The sequence below is a fragment of the Dokdonella sp. genome (assembly GCF_019634845.1).
In the GTDB taxonomy this organism is placed as follows: Bacteria; Pseudomonadota; Gammaproteobacteria; order Xanthomonadales; family Rhodanobacteraceae; genus Dokdonella_A.
In genome coordinates this window covers 80,030-101,518 of record NZ_JAHCAQ010000006.1, presented here as the reverse complement: position 1 = coordinate 101,518, position 21,489 = coordinate 80,030, and the positions used below count along the sequence as shown (strand labels likewise).

At 68.7% G+C, this 21,489-nt stretch carries 13 protein-coding genes; 4 read left to right on the top strand and 9 right to left on the bottom strand.

Translation table 11 applies throughout. From position 1 onward, the window contains the following. The first annotated feature begins 69 nt into the window (after positions 1 to 69). The 3 genes from cysD (at position 70) to KF903_RS06030 (ending at position 3,772) form a co-directional block, all read left to right on the top strand. Positions 70 to 978, top strand: coding sequence for a sulfate adenylyltransferase subunit CysD (gene cysD, locus KF903_RS06040; protein ID WP_291212629.1), 909 nt, complete (start codon positions 70 to 72; stop codon positions 976 to 978). Further along, positions 978 to 2,852, top strand: coding sequence for a sulfate adenylyltransferase subunit CysN (gene cysN, locus KF903_RS06035; RefSeq protein ID WP_291212413.1), 1,875 nt, complete (start codon positions 978 to 980; stop codon positions 2,850 to 2,852). Before cysD ends, cysN begins: the two co-directional genes overlap by 1 nt. Positions 2,853 to 3,100: 248 nt before the next feature. After that, positions 3,101 to 3,772: a hypothetical protein gene (locus KF903_RS06030; protein ID WP_291212410.1), complete on the top strand. Its 672-nt coding sequence runs from the start codon at positions 3,101 to 3,103 to the stop codon at positions 3,770 to 3,772. A gap of 83 nt (positions 3,773 to 3,855) precedes the next feature. On the opposite strand, the gene KF903_RS06025 is transcribed toward KF903_RS06030, so the two are convergent. The 4 genes from KF903_RS06025 to KF903_RS06010 form a co-directional block, all read right to left on the bottom strand. Next, positions 3,856 to 4,641: a hypothetical protein gene (locus tag KF903_RS06025; protein ID WP_291212407.1), complete on the bottom strand. Its 786-nt coding sequence runs from the start codon at positions 4,639 to 4,641 to the stop codon at positions 3,856 to 3,858. Between the two features lie 21 nt (positions 4,642 to 4,662). Further along, positions 4,663 to 5,322 (bottom strand): hypothetical protein, encoded by a 660-nt coding sequence (locus KF903_RS06020; RefSeq protein ID WP_291212405.1) that lies wholly within the window; start codon positions 5,320 to 5,322, stop codon positions 4,663 to 4,665. 66 nt (positions 5,323 to 5,388) lie between these two features. After that, a complete protein-coding gene (locus KF903_RS06015; protein ID WP_291212403.1) occupies positions 5,389 to 6,093 on the bottom strand; it encodes a hypothetical protein in 705 nt (234 codons plus the stop codon). A gap of 264 nt (positions 6,094 to 6,357) precedes the next feature. After that, positions 6,358 to 6,591 (bottom strand): hypothetical protein, encoded by a 234-nt coding sequence (locus KF903_RS06010; protein WP_291212401.1) that lies wholly within the window; start codon positions 6,589 to 6,591, stop codon positions 6,358 to 6,360. A gap of 398 nt (positions 6,592 to 6,989) precedes the next feature. Between KF903_RS06010 and KF903_RS06005 the strand changes: the two genes are divergently transcribed. Then, entirely contained in the window at positions 6,990 to 9,044 is a 2,055-nt protein-coding gene (locus tag KF903_RS06005; RefSeq protein WP_291212398.1) for a S9 family peptidase, read from the top strand. Between the two features lie 87 nt (positions 9,045 to 9,131). Here the strand turns inward: KF903_RS06005 and KF903_RS06000 are convergent, their stop codons facing one another. The 5 genes from KF903_RS06000 to KF903_RS05980 form a co-directional block, all read right to left on the bottom strand. Further along, positions 9,132 to 9,926: a hypothetical protein gene (locus tag KF903_RS06000; protein ID WP_291212395.1), complete on the bottom strand. Its 795-nt coding sequence runs from the start codon at positions 9,924 to 9,926 to the stop codon at positions 9,132 to 9,134. A gap of 61 nt (positions 9,927 to 9,987) precedes the next feature. Next, positions 9,988 to 11,793 (bottom strand): exodeoxyribonuclease V subunit alpha, encoded by a 1,806-nt coding sequence (gene recD / locus KF903_RS05995; protein ID WP_291212392.1) that lies wholly within the window; start codon positions 11,791 to 11,793, stop codon positions 9,988 to 9,990. After that, entirely contained in the window at positions 11,790 to 15,347 is a 3,558-nt protein-coding gene (locus KF903_RS05990; protein WP_291212389.1) for a UvrD-helicase domain-containing protein, read from the bottom strand. The genes recD and KF903_RS05990 overlap by 4 nt, the downstream gene beginning before the upstream one ends. Continuing rightward, a complete protein-coding gene (gene recC, locus KF903_RS05985; protein ID WP_291212386.1) occupies positions 15,344 to 18,799 on the bottom strand; it encodes an exodeoxyribonuclease V subunit gamma in 3,456 nt (1,151 codons plus the stop codon). Before recC ends, KF903_RS05990 begins: the two co-directional genes overlap by 4 nt. Before the next feature lie 261 nt (positions 18,800 to 19,060). After that, positions 19,061 to 21,424, bottom strand: a complete 2,364-nt coding sequence (locus KF903_RS05980) for a M9 family metallopeptidase (RefSeq protein WP_291212383.1) — start codon at positions 21,422 to 21,424, stop codon at positions 19,061 to 19,063. Positions 21,425 to 21,489 lie beyond the last annotated feature (65 nt).

Sequence of the window (21,489 nt, the reverse complement as noted above, 5' to 3'; positions counted from 1 at the left end):
CCACATGCCGCCCCGTCATGGCCGCGCGCGCGGCAGCACCGTACACTCGCGGCGATCATCCACCGCGACCTGCCGATGAGTGCCCTGAGCCACCTGCGCCAACTCGAAGCCGAGAGCATCGACATCCTGCGTGAGGCCGTCGCCGAGGCCGAGCGGCCGGTCATGCTGTATTCGATCGGCAAGGACAGCTCGGTGCTGCTGCATCTGGCGCGCAAGGCCTTCCATCCCGCCCGCGTGCCGTTTCCGCTGCTGCACGTCGACACCACGTGGAAATTCCGCGCCATGTATGCGCTGCGCGACCGCGTCGCGCACAGCGGCCAGTTCGACCTCATCGTGTACCACAACCCCGAGGCGCAGCGGCTCGGCATCAATCCCATCGAACATGGCTCGGCGCTGCACACCGACCTGTGGAAGACCCAGGGCCTCAAGCTCGCGCTCGACCAATACCAGTTCGATCTTGCCTTCGGCGGCGCGCGCCGTGACGAGGAAAAATCCCGCGCCAAGGAGCGCGTGTTCTCGTTCCGCAACCGGCAGCATCACTGGGACCCGAAGCAGCAGCGCCCCGAGCTGTGGCGGTTGTACAACGCGCGCAAGGGCCCCGGCGAAAGCATCCGCGTGTTCCCGCTGTCGAACTGGACCGAGCTCGACGTGTGGCAGTACATCCGCGCCGAGCGCATCGAGGTGGTGCCGTTGTACTTCGCCGCCGAACGCCCTGTGGTCGAACGTGATGGCGCCCTCATCATGGTCGATGACGAGCGCATGCCGCTGCGCAGCGGCGAATCCATCCAGATCCGCCGTGTGCGCTTCCGCACGCTCGGCTGCTACCCGCTGACCGGCGCGATCGAGTCGGACGCGACCAGTCTCGACGCGATCATCACCGAGATGGAACACACGCACAGCAGCGAGCGCCAAGGGCGCGTGATCGACCGCGATGGCGGCGCCTCGATGGAACGCAAGAAAAGCGAAGGTTACTTCTGATGGACGCGCCCACCGCCAACCGGCAAGGCGACCTGCTGCGCTTCATTACCTGCGGCAGCGTCGACGACGGCAAGAGCACGCTGATCGGCCGTCTGCTGCACGCCGCCCACGCCCTGCCCGACGACCAGCTCGCCGCACTCGCCGACGAGTCGCGCCGCTTCGGCACCCAGGGCGAGGCGCTCGATTTCGCGCTGCTCGTCGATGGCCTGTCGGCCGAGCGCGAGCAGGGCATCACGATCGACGTCGCCTACCGCTTCTTCGCCACCGCGCGCCGCAAGTTCATCGTCGCCGACACGCCCGGCCACGAGCAGTACACGCGCAACATGGTCACCGGCGCCTCGACGGCGCAGTTGGCGGTCATTCTCGTCGATGCGCGCAAGGGTGTGCTCACCCAGACCCGCCGCCACAGCCACATCGTGTCACTGCTGGGCATCCGCAACGTCGTGCTGGCAATCAACAAGCTCGACCTCGTCGACTGGTCACGCGAGCGCTTCGAGCAGATCGAGCGCGACTACCGCGAGTTTGCGCAGCACCTGGCGCTGCACCAGATCACCGCCATTCCGCTGTCCGCGTTGCACGGCGACAACATCGCCACGCGCAGCGCGCACACGCCCTGGTACACCGGTCCGAGCCTGCTGCAGCATCTGGAGCATGTCGAGCCCGACATGGCCGCCGGCGATGATCCGCTGCGCCTGCCCGTGCAGTGGGTGTGCCGGCCCGGCCACGATTTCCGTGGCTATGCGGGTCGCATCCTCGGCGGCAGCGTGCGCCCAGGCGATGCCGTGCGCGTGCTGCCGTCGGGGCGCCAGACCACGGTGGCGCGCATCGTCGGTTTCGCCGCCGACGCGGCGCAGGCCGTGCGCGGCGAATCGGTCATGCTCACGCTCGCCGACGATGTCGACGCCAGCCGCGGCGACGTGCTGTGCGCGGCCAATGATCCGGCCGGCGTTGCCGACCAGTTCGAAACCACACTGATCTGGATGGACGAGGCGCCGATGCTGCCCGGCCGCCCCTACCTCGCAAAGCTCGGCACGACCACCGTCGGCGCTTCGTTCAGCGCGCCCAAGTACGCGATCGACGTCAACAGCTTCGACAAGCTCGCCGCGCGCACGCTCGAGCTCAACGGCATCGGCGTCGCCAACCTCGCGCTCGATCGCGCAGTCGCCTTCGATGCCTATGCCGCCAACCGCGACATGGGTGGCTTCATCGTCATCGACCGCTACACCAACCGCACGGTCGGCGCCGGCCTCATCCATTTCGCCCTGCGCCGCTCGCAGAACATCCACTGGCAGGCCGTCGACATCGACAAACAGGCGCGAGCGCGCCAGAACGGCCACCGCCCGGCCGTGCTGTGGTTCACCGGTCTGTCCGGCAGCGGCAAGTCGACGATCGCCAACCTCGTCGAGCGCGAACTGCACGCATTGGGCGCACGCACCTACCTGCTCGATGGCGACAACATCCGCCACGGCCTGAGCAAGGACCTCGGCTTCACCGACGCCGATCGCGTCGAGAACATCCGCCGGGTCGGCGAGGTCGCACGGCTCATGGTCGACGCCGGCCTCATCGTGCTGACCGCCTTCATCTCGCCGTTCCGCTCCGAACGCGCGCTCGCGCGCAGCATGGTCGAGGACGCCGAGTTCATCGAGATCTTTGTCGATACGCCACTGGCCGTGGTCGAGGCGCGCGACCCCAAGGGCCTGTACCGCAAGGCACGCCGCGGCGAACTCAAGAACTTCACCGGCATCGACTCGCCCTACGAAGCGCCACAGAGCCCCGAACTGCACCTGGACACCACCACGCAGTCACCCGAGCAGGCCGCCCGCGCCATCGTCGCGGCACTGGTCGCACGCGGCATCGTGCGCGCGCACGACTGAGCCGCCTCGCCACGCTCCGGGTTGCGCCTGACGACCACCTGCTTGCTCCCAGTTGTCGGCAGCGCGATGGCTATGGACCAACAATAACAAACGGCCCAACATGGCCATCGGCGGTATTACCCCCATGCAAAAATTCGCCATGGCGGCATAGCTCCACTTCTGAGATCGATTGGAAATGAGTGGATCGCCCCAGCATTCTCGCAGTACCGTTCCCCAAAGAACCCCGACCTTGAATCCATCCCAATGCCATGAAAAAAGCACTGGAGAATCTGAACGCCTTGCGCTCCGAATCCACGGGAAGCCTGCCAGATGCCGCGTTCAAATGGCATGGCTGCTGGGAACTGGACGAATCCGATGGTTTTGCCCGATGCAGGTGGTTTGTCGCATTTGACCGGGTCGAGGATGAAACCTTCCTCGGAGTGCTGGCCGGATATGCCGGCGGCGGTGAGTTTGCCCACGAGGAGTTCGTGGTGATCGTGAGGGACAGGGAGGTCATTTCATGCATCATCGACAACATGGATCGCGTCTCTGGGCAGGAGGTGGATAGCCAGGAGATGCTCGACAAGCTTCGAAGCCGGCCCAGCTGTGACTTCTACGAAGTGTTCGAGTTGTTCAACTTCGGTTGGGGCAATGATTGCCAATACTTGAAACCAGAGGCCATCGGGCAATTCTGCATTTTCGTTTCCGAACGGCGCGATGATGAAGGCTCGATGCTCTCCGGCGGAAACACCGACGAACCTTGGGTCATGGATTTGCTCTCGCGCGGCTATGCTGGCATCAACGCACACCCCACCGTCCTTTATCCCGACTGGAGCATTGCCAAGTACCGGCAACGCCAGAAACGTGCGCAATCACTCGTGGACCGCATGGAGGCGTTCAGAGAGGAAGTAGAAAGCGCATGGGCAGATGGTGATGACTGAGTTGGTTTCTATGCTTTTTTGCCGTGCTTGATGTCTCCAGAACGCCGCACATGATTTTCGCGGGCACCCCTTTCGAACACCCCTTACATCGACCGGACGATTTGCCGAACCATGAGGAAGATCGCGTGCTCCAGGTCGGCAACGCAATAGGCGAGGTCGTGTGCCTTGCTCAGCCTGTCCAGATCGCGAAGGAAGAGTTTGTAACCCATCGCGTTCAGCGCATAGCCAAGTCCCTGGTGCAGGACGTCGTCCAGTACCGCAAAACGCTCAGGCGCAAGAAAACGCAGGTGTTTGCTTGCAAATGAGACACCCAGCCCCTTGATTTCGATTCCAGGTCCGATTGCGCGAACGGGATCCTCCTCCTTGTGTGCGCTGAGGAACCACTTGGACAGCTCGCTGCCCAACTCGCTCCTGTCGTAGTGACGCAGCAAGTTTCCCCAGACACGCCCGCCGCCGCCCCACATGCAAACTGCCTCGCTCAATCCCACCGCCGCATCTGAATCGCCGAAGTTGATGGATCGCGCCAGCTCGCTGACCTTCGTCGTTCCATAACGATCATCCTTGACCGCATCCACGTCCCTTTGCGCATCCAGGATTGCGCTGTTCAATGCTTTGCGCGTGAAACGGATGTTGGTGAAGTCGATGACCTCACACTCCACGTCGACATCATGGATGGTTACGAAGAGGTCACCTTGAACGACGAATGGCACGGGATCGCAACGATCCTCGCCAAGTAGGTATCGGTATTTGTCGAGGTCGAGCGGGACACGCTCATTCTCCTTCATGCTTCCGAAGTCGTGTCGCGGCTTGTAAGTATTGATCACCCGTTTGAGTTCGGTTCCTCGAATCCAGGCGCTTGAACAGTCCATGGCTCCCCCTTTGGTCGGTTTTCAGTTGGAGTCGAAGTCCGCCTTCCAGAAGCTCGTTGCTTCTGATGTGACCAACAGCGCTGCGATACGCGCTTCAAAAGCCGGCGCACTGCCGATCGGCCTCAACGCATAGTCGACCATGCAATAGCGAGTCATTGCGAGGTCCGGTACCAGGAGATTCCGTGTAGCCGGGTCGGTCCACGCGTAGCCCACGACACGAAGTGATTCGGAAATTCGTCCAATGAGGTGACCCGCATTCTCCTTAGACGCATTGCCACCATCTTCACGAAGCAGCCAGCGCAGGTTTGGCCAGCCGCACCATTGCGTCATCAGCCACGGGCGATCCTGCGCATCGATTCCGAATGCCTGGAGTGCGGCCACGTCAATACGCGGAAGAAGCAGGTGCGAAGCAACCTCACGCGCCCACGATGACCGCGCCTTGACGAGAAATCGCTTGTACGCGAAAACGCGCTGACCCACCTCGACCCGGAAGACGCTTGCCAACGTCGTCTTGGCAACCGCCTTGCCCACGCGACCCAACGCCCTCAGGTTGACATCGCCGCCGATGGTGTATCCCGAGTAGGGGGCAAGGCCCCCGGTCTGCCCCGGGTCATGTGCCGTTTCAACATTGACCTGAGCCACTGCCGACGCCATCAGCTCTTCACGGGATTCGGCGAGCACCCCCGCAAGGACGCTGGATCCAGCGCCCTTGCGATCTCACGCATTCCGAACAGTTCCACCTGCGCGTCAGGATTCCTTGGCCTTCTTCCACAGCTCGAGAATCACACCGCGAACGGCTGTCTCGTCGGTAATGTAGTCATCCTCGTCCAGATCGTTGTCTGCAGCAACGAGGATTCCAGAATCAAGTTCCCCGTTGTTCCAATTCTGCAGGGTGCACGTGCCCTCGGAGGGATCCACGAACACTGCGCGACCGTCATAGTCCTCGGTCACTTCGTGGACCGTCTCCAATGAAACCGACTGCTCGTCCGGATCAGGCAACACGAGTACGGTGAACACCTCGATAGTCGTACTATCACCATGCTCGCGAAGCATCTCCTCGAAGTCATGCGCAGCCATCAGGGCCTTGATGCTTCCGCCATGAGGGCCTGCAAATTCAGTGCTGCCATCCCAGAACGTGCTGAACTGCTCATCTCCATCTGCGTTGACCAACAGATAGAAAAAGACGCCAGTATTGTCGTCGGGAGCGATGGCACTGCTGAAGGATGCAACGCTTTCGATCGCCCGTTCGGCACACAGTTCGAGATTTTCGCGAATCGCCTGCGCCAGGTCCTTGTTCTCGGAATCAATGTCCTCGAACGGATAGCCCAAGCTCGCGAAGACCATCAGCGGCCGCGATTCGAGCGCCTCCTTCGTTGGCGCTGTCAACATCCCTTCGTTCCAGGAACGTCGGGCGATTTCCATCAATGAGACGCTCGTGTTGCCATTGGACATCGCTCGCTCCTTGCACCGCTTGGTGGATGACTCGTTTGAAAGGTCGTGTATCGCATCATATGAAGCGCCCGCCAAGTTTGGCAATGTTACGAAACCTGTTCGTCATACACGCCCGATCAATTGCCATCCATGAGTTCCATTCCTCCCCGCTCGGAGGAGGCACTTTTCGGGGGGGGTCAACTTGGATGCGTCAGTAGGTCGCGCCCAAGTTCCGCAGCCACATCCGTAAGTAGTTGATTGGCAAGCCCACGAAATTCGAAATTGTCACCACGAGATGGTGTGTTGGGTTGGTGCGGGCAATCGCATTTGAGCGAAGAGGTCGCGTTGCTCGGGGGTGACCACGCTGCTGCGTGCGGCGGATTGTTGGTTGATCGAGAGGTCGATGTGCTGAACCTGGCGCAGCAGTGCCAGTACGCGGCTCGGCGACAACTTGCTGCCGGTCGCGCGCATGCGGCTGCGCAGAATGCGATGGAGCACGAGCGCGAGGAAGCAGATCAACGCATGCGCGCGGATGCGGTCGGGTACCTACTGCCCGCCGACTCGCTCTGCACCGTGCCCTTGGTCGTCGACGGCGTCGTGCACGGCGCCCGCGGTAGCCGTTCGGACCCAGTCATCGGCATGACCATCAGCGAGTGCGTGCCACCCGCATCGATAGCGGTTAGTCACCGCGGGCCGCTGCCGATCGAGCGCCCAATTCGTGAACCCCGGCCTTGTGACGGCGCAGGTGACGGGTCGCGACGCAAGCGGCACGTGGTTGGCCGCGGGTCTGCGACGCGCACCGGCAATCGCGGCCACCCCGACCACGACTTCTGGCGGGTACCGGACGGCGTGCGCGCCGCTATCGTGACAGGCTGTCGCCTGCGCCCTCGCGTGGGCCTCGCCACGGAGCCTCAGCCATGTCGTCACGCCTGTCGATCGCCCTGTGTGCGATCCTGCTCGCCAGCCCGGTACTGGCCACGCCCGCGGAGCACGCCCCGCGCGTGCTCACCGGCGATGACCTGTTCAATCTCGAGGCCGCCAGCGATCCACAGATCGCGCCGGACGGCAAGCGCGTGGTCTATGTGCGGCAAAGCAACGACATCATGCACGACCGCGCGCGCTCGACGCTGTGGCTCATCGACGTCGCCAGCGGCGTGCAGACGCCATTGGTCGCCGGCGCCGGCTCCCACGTGCAACCGCGCTGGTCGCCCGACGGCACGCGCCTGGCCTACCTCTCCAGCGACGGCGACGGCCCGGGCATGCAGCTCTACGTGCGCTGGATGAACACTGGCGCCAGTGCGCGCATCACCAGCCTGCCCTATGCGCCGCGCGGAATCGCCTGGTCGCCCGACGGCACGCGCATCGCGTGGTCGATGTTCGTGCCCGACGAGGGCGCGCAACTGGGCAAGGCGCCGCTCAAGCCGCCCGGCGCGCAGTGGGCCGAACCGCTGCAGGTCATCGACAAGATCGTGTATCGCACCGACGAGGGCGGCTACGCCAAGCCCGGTTACGTGCAGATCTTCTGGACCTCGGCCGATGGCGGCGCGCCGATCCAGCTCACGTTCGGCGCCCACAATGCAGGCGGCCAGATCGCCTGGTCGCACGATGGCCGCGAGGTGCTGTTCAGCGCCAACCTCGAACCCGACTGGGAGCGCAACATCGCCGAGAGCGAGATCCATGCCGTCGCGCTCGACACCCATGCGGTGCGCACGCTCACCCATCGGCGCGGGCCCGATCGCGCGCCGGTGGTATCGCCCGACGGCCAGTCGATCGCCTACGTCGGATTCGACGACAGGTACCTCGGCTACCAGAACGAACAGCTGTCGCTCATGCGCGCCGACGGCAGCCAGTCGCGCGTGCTCACTGCCAAGCTCGACCGCAGCGTCGCCGATCCACGCTGGGCGGCCGATGGTCGCGCGCTGTTCGTCACCTACGGCGAAGGCGGCGGCACGCGCCTGGCACGCGTCGGCCTCGATGGCAGCCTGCGCACGCTGGCCGACAATCTCGTCGGTGATGAGTTCGACCGGCCCTACAGCGGCGGCCAGTTCAGCAGCGCGCGCGACGGCAGCATCGCCTACACCGGTGGCGACGCGCAGCATCCGGCCGACGTGTGGCTCGTGCGCGACGGCAAGCCGCGCCAATTGACCCGACTCAACCGCGCCCTGCTCGGCGCGCGCACGCTCGGCAAGGTCACGCCGCTCGCGGTCAGCGCATTCGACGGCCTGCCGATCGACGCCTGGCTGGTCACGCCGCCGGATTTCGTGGCCGGCAGGAAATATCCACTGATCCTCGAAATCCACGGCGGACCCTACGCCGCCTATGGCCCCGCGTTCTCGACCGACTACCAGCTCTACGCCGCCGCCGGCTACGCCGTCGTCTACGCCAACCCGCGCGGCTCGACCGGCTATGGCCAGGCCTTCGCCGACCAGATCGACAAGAACTATCCAAGCCACGACTATGACGACCTCATGAGCGTGGTCGACGCCGCGATCGCCACCGGCTCGGTCGACCGCGACAACCTGTTCGTCACCGGCGGCTCTGGCGGTGGCGTGCTGACGGCCTGGATCGTCGGCAAAACCGACCGCTTCCGCGCCGCCGTGTCGCAGAAGCCCGTCATCAACTGGACGAGTTTCGTGCTGACTTCGGACATGACGCCGTACTTCGCGCGCTACTGGTTCGGCAAGTATCCGTGGGAGGACATCACGAGCTACTGGGCGCACTCGCCACTGTCGCTGGTGGGCAACGTCAAGACGCCCACCCTCGTCATCGTCGGCGGCGAGGACCACCGCACGCCGGTCAGCGAGTCGGAGCAGTACTACGAGGCATTGCAGTTGCGTGGCGTGCCGACCGCGCTCATCAAGGTGCCCGGCGCGAACCACGGCGGCCTCGCCGAACGGCCCTCGCAATCGGCCGCCAAGACGGCGGCGATCCTGGCCTGGTTCGAGCGCTATCGCAGCGCAGCCAACCGCTGACCGCCGCCATCGTCCGCGTACCCGCGCCGCGCCGCACGGGTACGCGCGTGCGGGTCGCGTCGAGCCCGCGCCGCTGCGCAGCCGGACTCAGCGGACGGCTCGCGCCGGCTTGATGAGGGCGCGCGCGATGAACAGCACGATCATGAGCGCCGAACTGCAGCCGCCGGCCATGAGGATCTCGAACGGCCACAGGTTGTGCGAGGTCGGATCACGTGCACCGTCCACCACGATGCGTGCGACCACGTAGCCCATCACCACGGCCGGCACCGCCGCCGCCAAGCGCCAGCGCCCGCGCCAACGCCACAGGCCCCAGCACGGTGCCAGCAGACCGAACAGGCCGAGCACGGGCACGCCAAGCATGAAGCCACCGACCAGCGTGCGCTCACCGCGCGTGAGCGGCCGCTCGACATGGGCCGCGGCGGCCGCGCGATCGGCCGCCTCGCGTTGCGCCTGCAGCGTCGCCACCCAGGGCGGCTCGGCCGCCGTTGCCGGCGCGCCGCTGCGCGCGACCACGTGCAATGGCCAGCTGGCGACCAGCGGCGTGCGTGCGAGACTGCCATCGCCGGCGGTGGCGCGGATCTCGTCGACCTCGGCACCGTCCTGCATGAGGAAAAACCAGCCCAGCAGTTCGCCGCTGCCCGCATACTCGGGCGAGGTGCCACTGCCGGCGCGCGCGGGTTTGCCGCGGAAATACGGCCGCAGCCAGATGTGCTGCGGCGAGTCGACCGAGTAGCGCGCGCGCAGGTACACGTTCGAGTTGGGCGCCACCACGATGTCGCCACCAGCAGGGAACGACTCGAGCAGCTCGACCTCGGTGGCCGCCTGCGCCACCGACAGGCCGCACAGCAGCGACCCGATCACACCCGCGCGGCGCCAGTCCATCGTTGCTCTCCCGCCTGTCGTGGTTGCAGTGTAACCGGCCGCAGCCGCCACCTCGCGCCGTTCACGCGGCCGTCTGCACCAGCTTGTCGGCCAGCCCGCCGTTGCGCTCGAGCACTTGTCGCAGCGCCGCAGTGAGCACGCCATCGTTGGCCCACAGCTCGACCTCGCGCCGCGCGCGGGTGAAGCCCGTGTAGAGCAGTTGCCGCGACAGGATGCGATGGTCGGCAACGGTCGGCAGCAGCACCGCGACGCGTTCGTATTCCGAACCCTGGCTCTTGTGGATCGTGATCGCGAAGGCGCCTTCGTGCGCAGGCAGGTCGCGTATCGCCAGCGCGCGCACGCCGGCAACGCCATCGCGCGCCGTGTCGAACCACACCCGCAGGCGACCGGCGGCATCGGCCAGGCAGATGCCGACATCGCCGTTGAACAGCCCTGCCGCATGGTCGTTGCGCGTCACCATGACCGCGCGCCCGGCATACCAGGTCGCCTGCGGATCGACCTGCCAGGCCGCGCGCAACTGCGCCTCGATGCAGGCATTGGCGACGATGCTGCCGAACGCCGTCTCGCGCAGTGCGCACAGCAGCTGGCGCCGCGCGAGCGCGCCGAGTGCGCCACGCACGCGCGCCGCGGTGACGGCATCGCCGGCAGCGGCACCGGCATCGAGGACGGGACGCAACGCCGGCTCGGCGGCCAGCTCAACCGCCCACTCGCGCAGCGCGCCGCGCAGGCTGCGCTCGTCGCCGATCACGCGCTGGCGCAGCACCGTGCCGTCGGCGGCCGCCCGCCGCAAGGCAGCGCCATCGCCGGCCCGCACCAAGGCATTGACGGCCGCCAGCCCCTGTTCGGCGCGAAAGCTGTGCTCGAGCCGCACGAGATCGCCGCGCGCGTCGTCTTCGAGCACCGCGACCAGATCGGCCAGCACCGAGCCGGTGGCCACCGAGGTGAGCTGGTCGGCATCACCGACGAGGATCAGGCAGGCCTCGGGGCGCAGTGCGTCGCACAGGCTGCGCAACATGCCCAGGTCGACCATCGAGGCCTCGTCGATGACGACGACGTCGGCATCGAGCGGATCGCCGGCGCCGCGTGCGAAGGCGTTGCGCCAGGGCTGGAAGCCGAGCAGTCGATGCACGGTCAGGGTCTCGATGCCGGCCATCGCATCGAGCAGCGGCCACCAGGCGTCGGCCACTGCGGTGGTGCCGGCGCGCAAGGTCGCATTGCCGTCGCGCAGGGCCTGTGCAAGCCGCTGCGCAGCCTTGCCGGTCGGCGCGGCCAGGCGCAGCTTGAGCGGCGTGGCGGCATGCCGTTGCAGCATCAGCAGCATGCGCAGCACGGTCGTGGTCTTGCCGGTGCCGGGCCCGCCGGTCAGCACGAACAGGCGCCGACCGAGCACGCCACGTACCGCGGCGCGCTGCGGCTGTACCGCGGCGCTGCGATCGTTGCCGAACAACGCGTCGAGATCGGCCTCGCTGGCAGGTGCCGCCGGCGCTGCCGACGGCGCCCCCGCGCGCCGCGCCTGGACATGGCGTGCAATCGCCAGTTCGTGGGCGTGGTTGCGCCACAACTGGAAGCGCCCGGCGGCGTCGAGCGCAAACGGCCGCTGGCCGTGCTCGGGCCGCGTCGCCACCCAGGGCGAGTCACGCAGCGCCGCCAGGTGCGCCGCGTCGAGTGGCGCCATGCCGTAACGCGGGGCACGCAGCGACAGCGCCGCATCGCCCTGCCCTTCGGCCAGGCTCGTCCAGGCGGCGACGCCTGCCAGCAGCGCATCACCGCCGTGGCTGCGCACCCAGCGATACACGGCGCGGTCGAGCGCACGCCAGGCGTCGCAGTCGAGCTCGCCGTCGGCGCGTTCGAAACGATAGCCGCTCATGCGTCACCCCGTGCCAGTTTGCGCCCGGCAAGGACCCGATCGACGGCATCGAGCAGGTCATCGTCGAAGCGATGCGTCCAGATGCCAGCCTGTGGCAGCGCCGGGTCGATGCCGACCGCACGCACGAACAGGTACAGCGTGGCGCCCAAATGATGCTCGCGGCGGTAATCGCGCCTGCGCTGGCGCAGGTAGCGCTCCACCGCCACCGTGTAAAGCAGCGCCTGGAACCGATAGTGGTGCTCGTCCATCGGCGCGTCGAGCCGTGCCGGCAGGTAGGCCGCCAAGTCGCGCCCGTCGCCTAGACGGTTGGTCTTGTAGTCGACGACATGGCAACGGCCCTCGTGCTCGAACACGAGATCGATCTTGCCGTTCATGAGCCCGCGCAGGTCACCGAACGACTCGCCCGGCGTCCATGGACAGACCTCGCGCAGCGCCCGCAGCGATACCCCGTCGAGCACGAAGTTGAACTCCATCTCGGCGCGCTGTGCCTGCGCCGCCAAGCCGCCGAGGCTGGGCTGGCTGTGCCGACCGACCGGCAGCGGCGCATCGAGTACGCCCTGCAGGCGCTCGGCGAGCCGCGCCACCAAGGCCGTGGCGGCGACGCCGCCGTGTGCCCCATCGACGCGCACGCGCGCATCGCGCAGGGCGCAGGCGACGAGTTCGTGCTGCGCGCTGAGCGGCACGCCGATGCGGCGGCTCTCGAACACCGCGTGCACGGCATTGCCGAAGGCGGTGCCGACGACACCGAGCAGCGGCTCCAGGGCAGCGCAGGGCTGCGCCGCGGGCGCCGCATCGACTGCGGCCAGCTCGACCGCAGCGACCTCGCGCTCGTCGCCGGCGGCATCCTCGTCAGCGAGCGTGCGCGCCGCGCGCCGCGCCAGCGCCGAGAAGCTGTAGCGGTACGCTAGCGGAACGGCCGGCGGCTCGTTGCGCGCGCTGCGCGCAGATGGCGCGGCCACCGCGTCGCTCCATTGCGCCGGCGGCCACGGCCAACCGGCTGTCGACAATGCGACATGCTTCAGCCGCGCCGGTGCATCGGCCGCCAGCAGGCGCTCGAGCATCGCATCGAGCGGCGCACGCTGCGGATCGGTGGCGGCACTCCTGCCGTTCCGGCGCGCCGGTCGCGACGGCGGCAACGCATAGACGTGGCAGGCATGGCGCGCACGGGTCAGCGCCACGTAGAGCAGTCGATGGCGCTCGTCCTGCACCTCGCAGTCGTCGCGCGCGCGCGCCGCCGCATCGAAGCCAAGCACGCGCTGGCCGCTCGCCGCGTCGTGGATGGTGACGACCTCGCCGGCCGCCGGCTGCGCCTTCCACATGATCGGCAGCAGCACGATGTCGAACTCCAGGCCCTTGCTCGCATGCACGGTCAGCAGGCTCACGCGCGCGGCATCGGATTCGATGCGCAGCTCCTGCTCGTCACCGGTCCGGCCGGCGGCCTGCGCGCCACGCTGGTCGGCCAACCAGGCCAGCAGCTCGTCACGGCCGGTGGCCTGTTCGCTTTGCGCCTGCAACAGCTCGCCGAGGTGGCGCAGGTCGGTCAACGCGCGCTCGAGGTCGGCACGCGCCGCGAGCACGGCACCGCGCTGCTCGATGAGCGCCTGCACCAGCGCCAGCACGCCGCGGCGGCGCCAAACCTCGCCGAGCTCGTGCAGCCAGCGGCTGGCCTCCTGCGCGAGGTCGGCATCGGCCGCGATCGTCCGCAGGCGCTGCCAATCGCAGGCGCCGAGCTCGGTCGCCAGCGCCGCGCGCACCGCGCCCGCATCGCCCGGATGCAAGGCCGCGTGCAGCAACACCTGCAGCTCACGCGCCCATTCCGAGTCGAACACGCGCGCCGCGCCACGCGACACGCAGGGCACGCGCCGCTGCTGCAGCAGCTCGCGCAGGGTCGCGATGTGGCGATGCGCGGGCAGCAGCACCGCGAGGTTGCGCGGCTGCAGCGCCACGCCATCGAGCGCATGGCTGCCATCGAGCAAGGCCACGATGTGATTGGCGCAGGCACGCAGCGCCTCCTCCTCGCAGGTGGCCGCGTCGGGCGGTGCCGACGCGAGGTAGTGGATCTGCAAGGGCTGCGTGCAGCGCCGGCCCGCCACGCTGTAGCTGTCCGCGCGCCCCGGCGCCGCCGCCACGTCGCCACAGGCAATGGCGTGGCCGGGCTGACTGCTGAGCACGCGGCCGGCGCTGGCGTAGAGCTCGTCGAGGGCGGCGACGTAGGCGGGCGAGGAGCGGAAATTGACGGCGAGCGTCATCTGCTCGTCGGCCGCGCTGCGCGCAGCGAGATAGGCATCGATGTCGCCGCCGCGGAAGCGGTAGATCGCCTGCTTGGGGTCGCCGATCATGATGAGCCGGCCGCGCGACGACCCGTCGGGCGCGCGGTAGATGCGATCGAGGATGTCGTACTGCAGCGCGTCGGTGTCCTGGAACTCGTCGACGAGCGCCACCGGCCAGGTGGCGTGGAGCTGGCCGCCGAGGCGGTCGCTGCCGTCGCCGAGCGCGGCCTGCACACGCGTGATGAGCGCGTCGTAGGTGAGCTCGCCGGCGGCCATCAGGCGCTGCTCGGCACGCTCGCGCAGCTCGCTCTGGCAGCGCGCCAGCACGCGCTGCAGCAGGGCGCGGCTGCCTGCGCACAACCGTTCGCCGATGCGCTGCGCCTCGGCCGCGACGGCATGGTGGCGGCCCTCCGCGATCGCATCGCGATGGAAGTTCGACTGCGGACCGGCGCCAAGCCGGTCAAGGATTTCCGCGCCGAGGTCGGCGGCCAGGTCACGATCGAGGCGGCCGCTGCCGATCCGCTCGGCCACCTCAAGCAGGCGCGTGCGCAGCGCCGAATTGCTGCGCGCATAGACCGGCGCCTGCGCCAGCGCCATGATCGCGGGCGCCTGCGCCGGATCGAGCAGGGCGAGGAAGGACTCGATGGCCGCGCTGTCGGCCGCTGGCACCACCACGCCGGGCGCAAGTGCCGCGCGCAGGTACTGCTCCAGTCGCCTGCGGCCCAACTGCCACGCCACCGCATCATCGGGCGCCAGCGGCGTGCTCGACTGCACCAGGCGGCGCCACAGGTCATCGAGCAGCTCGCTGCGCAGGCGCGTGGCGTCGACGATCATGCCGGCCTCGAACGGCGCGCCGCTGACGAGCGGAAAATCACGCAGGATGCGCTGACACAGGCCGTGCAGCGTGCCGATCGGGGCAAGGTCGAGCTCGGCCAGCGCCAGGCGCAGCCGCAAGCGGTCGCGGGACGCCACGGCATCGCGTGCCTGCAGCCATCGCGCCACCGCGGCTTCGCCTGCATCGTGGTCGGCTGTCGCAGCACCGACTTGCGCCAGCGCCCACATCAGGCGGCCGCGAATGCGCTCGCGCAATTCCTGCGCGGCGGCCTCGGTGAACGTGGTGACGACGATCTGGCGCACCGACAGCGCACGCTCGAGCAGCAGGCGCAGATACAGCACCGAAATCGTCCAGGTCTTGCCGGTGCCGGCGCTGGCCTCGATGAGGCTGCGCCCGCCCGCGTCGAGCGTGAGCGCGGTCCAGTCGGACACGAAGGTCGGGGCGTTCATCGCGCCGCGCCTTCGCCGACCGGCTCGATCAGCGCGCGCAGCGCGCGCGCGTGCGCCACCAGGTCGGCATGGTCGGCGCCGCTGCGGAAATCGCGGTTGCCGGCGAGCAGTCGCGCATAGCCGGGCGCATGATCACGTTCGCCCAGATGGTGGTCGCTGCCGAGCCAGGCATCGGCGATCGCGTCGGCATCGTCGTCGAGCGCGACCCACGAGCTGCGCGGGAAATACCAGCGCGGCTGGCCACAGGCGGCGAGGAAGAACTCGATGAGCCCCTCCACGCGCGTTTCGAGCGCGTTGCGCAACCGCGCGCGCTCGGGCTCGGTGGCGCCGAGGTAGCGCGCGTCCCAATCGTGCCAGTGCGCCGCCCAGGCCAAGGCGGGCTTTGCGGCCGGCAGCGCCGCCAACGCCACGCGCACCGGCTGCGTCGCCGGCGTGACCAGGCGCAGCACGGCCCAGTTGAGGAAGGCGCCGATGCGCTCGGCAAAACCGAGCTTGTCCTCGTGCTTGCCGGGGCGCACCTGCAGCAGCCAGCGCGCGGCTGCGGTGTCGTACACCTCGCGCAGTTCGCCGCGCAGCACGCGGCGACCGAGCGCGAGCTCGACTCGGATCGGCCGCGCCGGCGGCAGCGGCTGCGCGATGAGCGCGTGCGCGGCATGGGCGGGGTCGGCGAGCGCGGCGAACAGCGCCGCGACCTTGTCGGCCTCGCCGCGCCATGCCTCCTCGCCGGCCCGCCCCGGCGGCAGCAGGCCGGTCAGCCGCAGCCACTCCGGCGCCAGCGTTGGCGCGGCGTATTCGCCACGTGCCAGCTGCTCGACGAACACGCGCGCGGCGACGCGGTCGAGCGCCTCGGTCGCCGCGGCCAGGGGCTCGCTCTCGCGCAACCGGTCCTCGCGCAGTGCGTCCAGCCGCAGGCCGAGCACGTCCTCGAGCAGGGTCCGCGCCGGATCGCGGTAGTAGGCCAGCAGCATGCCCAGCGAGATGACGGCCGGCGCGTCCGGCGTGGCGTCCGCCGCCGTGCCGGCGGCGTCAGCGCCGGCGACGAAGGCGGGTACCGGCGCGGCCGCGGTCGCCGCGCCCTGCAGCGCTGCCCACACGTGCCGATACGAATACAGGGCCGGATCGGCGCCGTCGAAGTAGCGCGCATCGAACGGCTGCAGCGGATGCCGCACGAGCCAGGGCTGCTGCCGCGACGCCGGCTGCCCGGCGCTGTCGTCGGCACCGGTGCGGCCGGCGTCGAGCGCGGCCATGAGCTCGGCCAGCGGCGCGGCCGGATTGCGCGGCTTGCCGTCACGCACGCCCTCGCCGATCCAGGACAGATGCAGGCGCCACCGCGCCGCCATCACGGTCTCGAGGAACAGGTAGCGGTCATCGCTGCGCACATCGCGGTCGCCCAGCCGCGGATGCTGACGCATCGCATCGAGGCTGCCGGCGCGCGGCGCGCGCGGAAACGCGCCATCGTCGAGACCGAGCACGGCGATCATGCGGAACGGGATCGCCCGTTGCGGCACCATGCCGCAGAAGGTGACGCCGCCGAACAGGAACGGCTGTCGCGCCGGCACGCCGTCGAGCTGCGCGAGCAGGACCTCGCGCACGACGGCGAACTCGAGTTCGGGGTCGAGGCCGGCATCGGCCGGCTCGAGCGCGATCGCGCGCACGATGTCGCGCACGCGCGCCAGCGCGTCGAGCCCGGCGGCGGCGTCGGCCTCGACGCGCAACAGCCGGTCGATGCGCGCCTCGAGGCGCGCGCTCCACTCGCTGGCGCGGCGCGGGGACAGCGCATCGCGGCATGCCTCGCGCAGTTCGACGAGCAGGCGGTCGAGCGCGCCGAGCAAGGGGGCCTGCGTGCCATGGACTCCTTCCAGTGGCGCCAGTCGCGCGGCGTCGGGCAGTTCCACCACGGCGTCGGCCAGCGGTTGCGCGCCGAGCACATAGCCGGCCAACAGGCGATCGACGGCCCAGCCATGCGTGTGCTCCTCGATCGGCGGCACCGCGAAACGCGCGCGGAATTCGCCATCGAGCGCCCACGCCGCGCGGCTCGCTTCGAGCCAGCGCTCGACCACGGCCTGATCGCCAGGCTGCAGGCCCAGCCGCGCCGCGATCGGCGCCAGCGCGAGGAAGTCGGCCAGTTCGGGCGCGGTCAAGCGCGAATGTGGCAGCTCGAGCAGGCGCCGGAACGCCTCGAACAACGGGTGTGCATGGCGCAGCGCGACATCGGCGCAGTGGTAGGGCAACGGTCCCTCGTTGCTGCCGGGCGTGCCGAACACGGCCGGCAGCAACGGCAGGTAGGCGTGGATGTCGGGCATCAGCACCGCGATGTCGGCAGGCTGCAGCGTCGGGTCGTCGCTGCGCGCCTGCAGCAGCGCATCGCGCAGCACCTCGAGCTCGCGCAGCCGCGTGTGGCAGGCGTGCACGCGCAGACTCGCATCGGCACGCGGCGAATCCGCCCATTCGCCGATCAGGCTCGCATCGAATCGCCGGATGCTCTCCTGCACGCCCTGCAGGCGCGAAACCGGCTGCACCACCGTGCCGTCCTCGTGGTGGCGCGTGTCGAACACCGCACCGACCTCGTCGAGCGCGAGCACGAAGTGCTGGCCCATGCGTCCCCAGGCACCGAGCAGCGGATGGCCCTGTTCGAGGAAGGCCGCCTCGCTGTCTGCCCCGAGTGGATCACGCGCGACGAGTTCGCGCAGTGCAGCACGCTCACTGCCCAGTCCGTCCCAATGCTCGCGGCATGGATCGGGCACGTACAGCACCACGAGGCGATGGCGCGCCACCGCGCGCAGCACGGCGAGCTCGGCCGGGGCGAGATGGGCGATGCCGAACACGTGCAGCGGCTCCTGCGCCGGGCCGGCACCACGCTCGAGCGCGGCGATGAGCTGGATGATGCGCTCGCCGCGGTGCGGCACGCCGATCTCGCGGCGCAGTTGCCGCCACAGCTCCGCCAGCGCAGCCGCCTCGGGCACCTCGTTGCGTCCCCTGGCCCAGGCATCGAGCCAGTCGGGCCGGTAGACGAGATATTGCGAGTACAGCCGCGCAAGATGGTCCGCCAACTGGAATCGGCGCTGCGCGCGCGTGGCCGGCACGCTGTCGAGCCAGGCCGCCAGCGCCGCGTCGTCGGGCGCGGCCAGGCGCTCGTGGATGCGCCAGCGCAGGAATTCGCGGCGATAGGGCCGCAACGCGACGGCCTCGGCCCCGAGCCGTTCGCGCGCCAGGGCGTCGAGCCAGGTGCTCGGCAGTTCGATGCGCAGATTGGCGGCGATGCCGGTCGCGCCGGCCTGCCGCGCGAGTTCGCGGCCGAGCCAGTGGCGCATGCCCGGATGGGCGGCGATGAGCTCGTGCGGCGCCAGCAGATGCGCGGGCGGCGCTGCAGCGAGCAGTTCGAACAGCGGCGCCAGCAGCGCCTCGATGCGACTGGCGCGATACACCACGAGTCCGTTGTCGACTGCCTCCATCCCCACTCCGCCCCCCGTTGTCGCCGCGCCACCGCCAGCATCGACGATGACACGCAAGCGTCTCACGAAGCGCGACGCGACGGACAGCCCGCAGCGGCCATCGCGGGGGCGGCGGCGTGCCAGGCGCCGCCGCGCGAGCCGAGCAGACCCGGCGCCGCAGGCAGGCCTGCGGAAAAAAAAAAGGGCGCCGTCCGTTGCCGGACGGCGCCCGCGACTGGCGCGGTTCGCGCTGGGGGTGGGATCAGGAACCGCGCCGGGTGCTCATTGCCAGGCCGCAGCGACCGTGACGCCGGCGAACGAGGTCGACTTGGGCTTGAGCATCAGGTAGTGCCAACCGGCGGCCGGGCTCGACACCGTGATCGTCTCGTCGTTGCCGGGCAGCGTCGAGGCGTGGTCGTGGCTGGTCGCATCGGGCCAGCCGCCGGCCTTCTCGTAGATGTCGGCATCGCCGCTGCCGCCGCTCATCGTGAACGTGAGCGAGCTCTTGCCGGCCGGCACGAGGATCGTGAGCCAGACCCGGTCGACCTCGCGCGCGGCCGCCAGACTGCTGATGCGGCAGCCATTGTCGAGCCGTCCGTCGGCCGCCTGCGCGCATTCGGGCAGTTCGACCGGCACCGCGCCATCGAAGCCGTTGGCGAAGATCGCGTCGACCTGCGGCGACGTGCCACCACAGGCCGCGGTGTTGCCATTGCCGGCGGCGAAACAGGCAACCCAGGCGCGGAACTCGGCGTTGTAGCTGCTGCGCAGCGGTGTGAGCCAGTTGCCGTAGCCGGGCACGTAGGTGCCAGGTCGCGTCACGCCGAACAGGGCGCTGATGTCATCGCGATGGCGTTCGAACATGAAACGCACCGCGAGATAGCCCCACTGGTAGGTGCGCGCGTAGTCGGTGCTGTATTCGGTATCGAACAGTTGCGCGAGCGTGAATTTGTCGGGATTGGCGGCTTCGCCCACTGCCGAGCCGTAGACCAGGTCGCGGTAGGAATAGGACATGTACTCGGCGAAGCCCTCGATGAACCACACCGCGGCGTTGGGCGCATCGAGCGGATAGTCGCCGAAGCCGCCGTACCAGTTGAAACGTCCGTCGAGGTAGTGGATGTATTCGTGGGTGAGGTTCCACACATCGAAGGTCGGACGCAGCCACTCGGCCTCGTAGGCGAGGAAGCGCGGCTGGTTGGCCGGATCGGAAGGGTTGCCCTCGAGGTAGATGCCCCCGTTGTTGGTGTCGTTGCCGAAGATCGTGCCCGAGTAGGTCTCGTAGTCGGTGCTGGAATGGAAGATCACCATCTCGAGCTTGGTGTTGTAGTCGTCGGCCACCGGCACGTTGCCGGTCTGCGCCTGGGTGTGGAAATAGCTCTCCTCGCCGCCCACGCGCGCGCAGACCCAGTCGAGCTGGGCGGCATTGAGCGCCTGGCTGCGCACGCGCAGGGTCGGGCTGCAGTCGCGCGCATTGGCCGGCGGCAGAACGACCTCCTCGAGGTCGTCGGCGAAGCTGCACAGGCCGAAGTAGCTGCAATGGACGTGGTCGTAGTAGTCGATCACGCCGGCCATGCGCACGTAGATGCCCGAACCGGCGCCGGTCAGCGCGAACTGGTCGAGCACGGCCTTGGCCTTCGGGTGCACGCTGGCGTGGAACGCGCTCGGGTAGCCATACCACGGCCCCGGATTGAGGAAGCGCGCGAGCTCGCCGGCCGCGTTCTGCAGCAGATACTCGCGATCGGTGCCGACGTCGGCGGCCTTGTTGCTGGTGACGAAATCGGCCAGCGTATCGAGCAGGCCCGAGTCGGGCGCCGTCTGCACGGCAGCGCGGAAATCGTCGAGGTAGTGGCCGCGGAACAGCACCGTGAACACGTTGTTGACTGCCGCCTGCATGTACCCGTACGACTGGTGGCTCGGACCATAGCGGCTCAGGATGCCGCGGATGGTGCCGATCTGGTGCGCGTTCTCGCCGGCGCTGTCGATCAGCGTCACGAACTCGGCGAGAACCGCGCCGTGGCTGTCGCTCACGTCCTGGAAATGCGCGTTGGCGACGAAGCCGTCGAGCGCGGGACGGATCGCCGCGGTCAGCGCCGGCCCGTAGTCGCCGACCTCGTCGGGGTTGTACCACTGCACGTAGTAGCCGGCGCGCAAGTACACGACGAGCTGCAGCATGCTGGTCGAATTGTTGCCCGGATACGCCGCCGCGCCTGCCGCCATCGCATTGGCGATCGTCACCATCTTGGCCTCGGGGAACACCTGCGCGCCGACGCTGGCGCTGACCGAGAACAGGCTGTTGATGCAGTCGACCGTGGCCGCGGTGACGGCCGCGACCAGCGCGGTGCCACTGGCGTTGGCGAACGTGGCCGCATCGCAGGTGGCCATGCCGGCCTTGGCCAGCATTCGCGCCGGCTGGTCGTAGTCGATGCGCAGATGGACGCGGGTGGCAGGCAGCGGTGGCCGCTCGGCCGCATCGAGCACACGTTGTTGCACGTGCGCGACATCGCGCCCGAGGTGCGGCGCGACCGCATCGATCGACGCCGCCGTGGGTGGCGGTGGCGACCGTGGCGCCACCGCCTGCGCCGCCGCCATCACGCATGCGCACAGCCCGCCCAGGCCTGCCTGGAGCAACCGCCGGCTGCTGCTGTTCATATCGTTCTCTCCCGTTGTTGGATCGACCCTGCGCGTATCGGCCACTGCAGGTATCGACTGCGCGA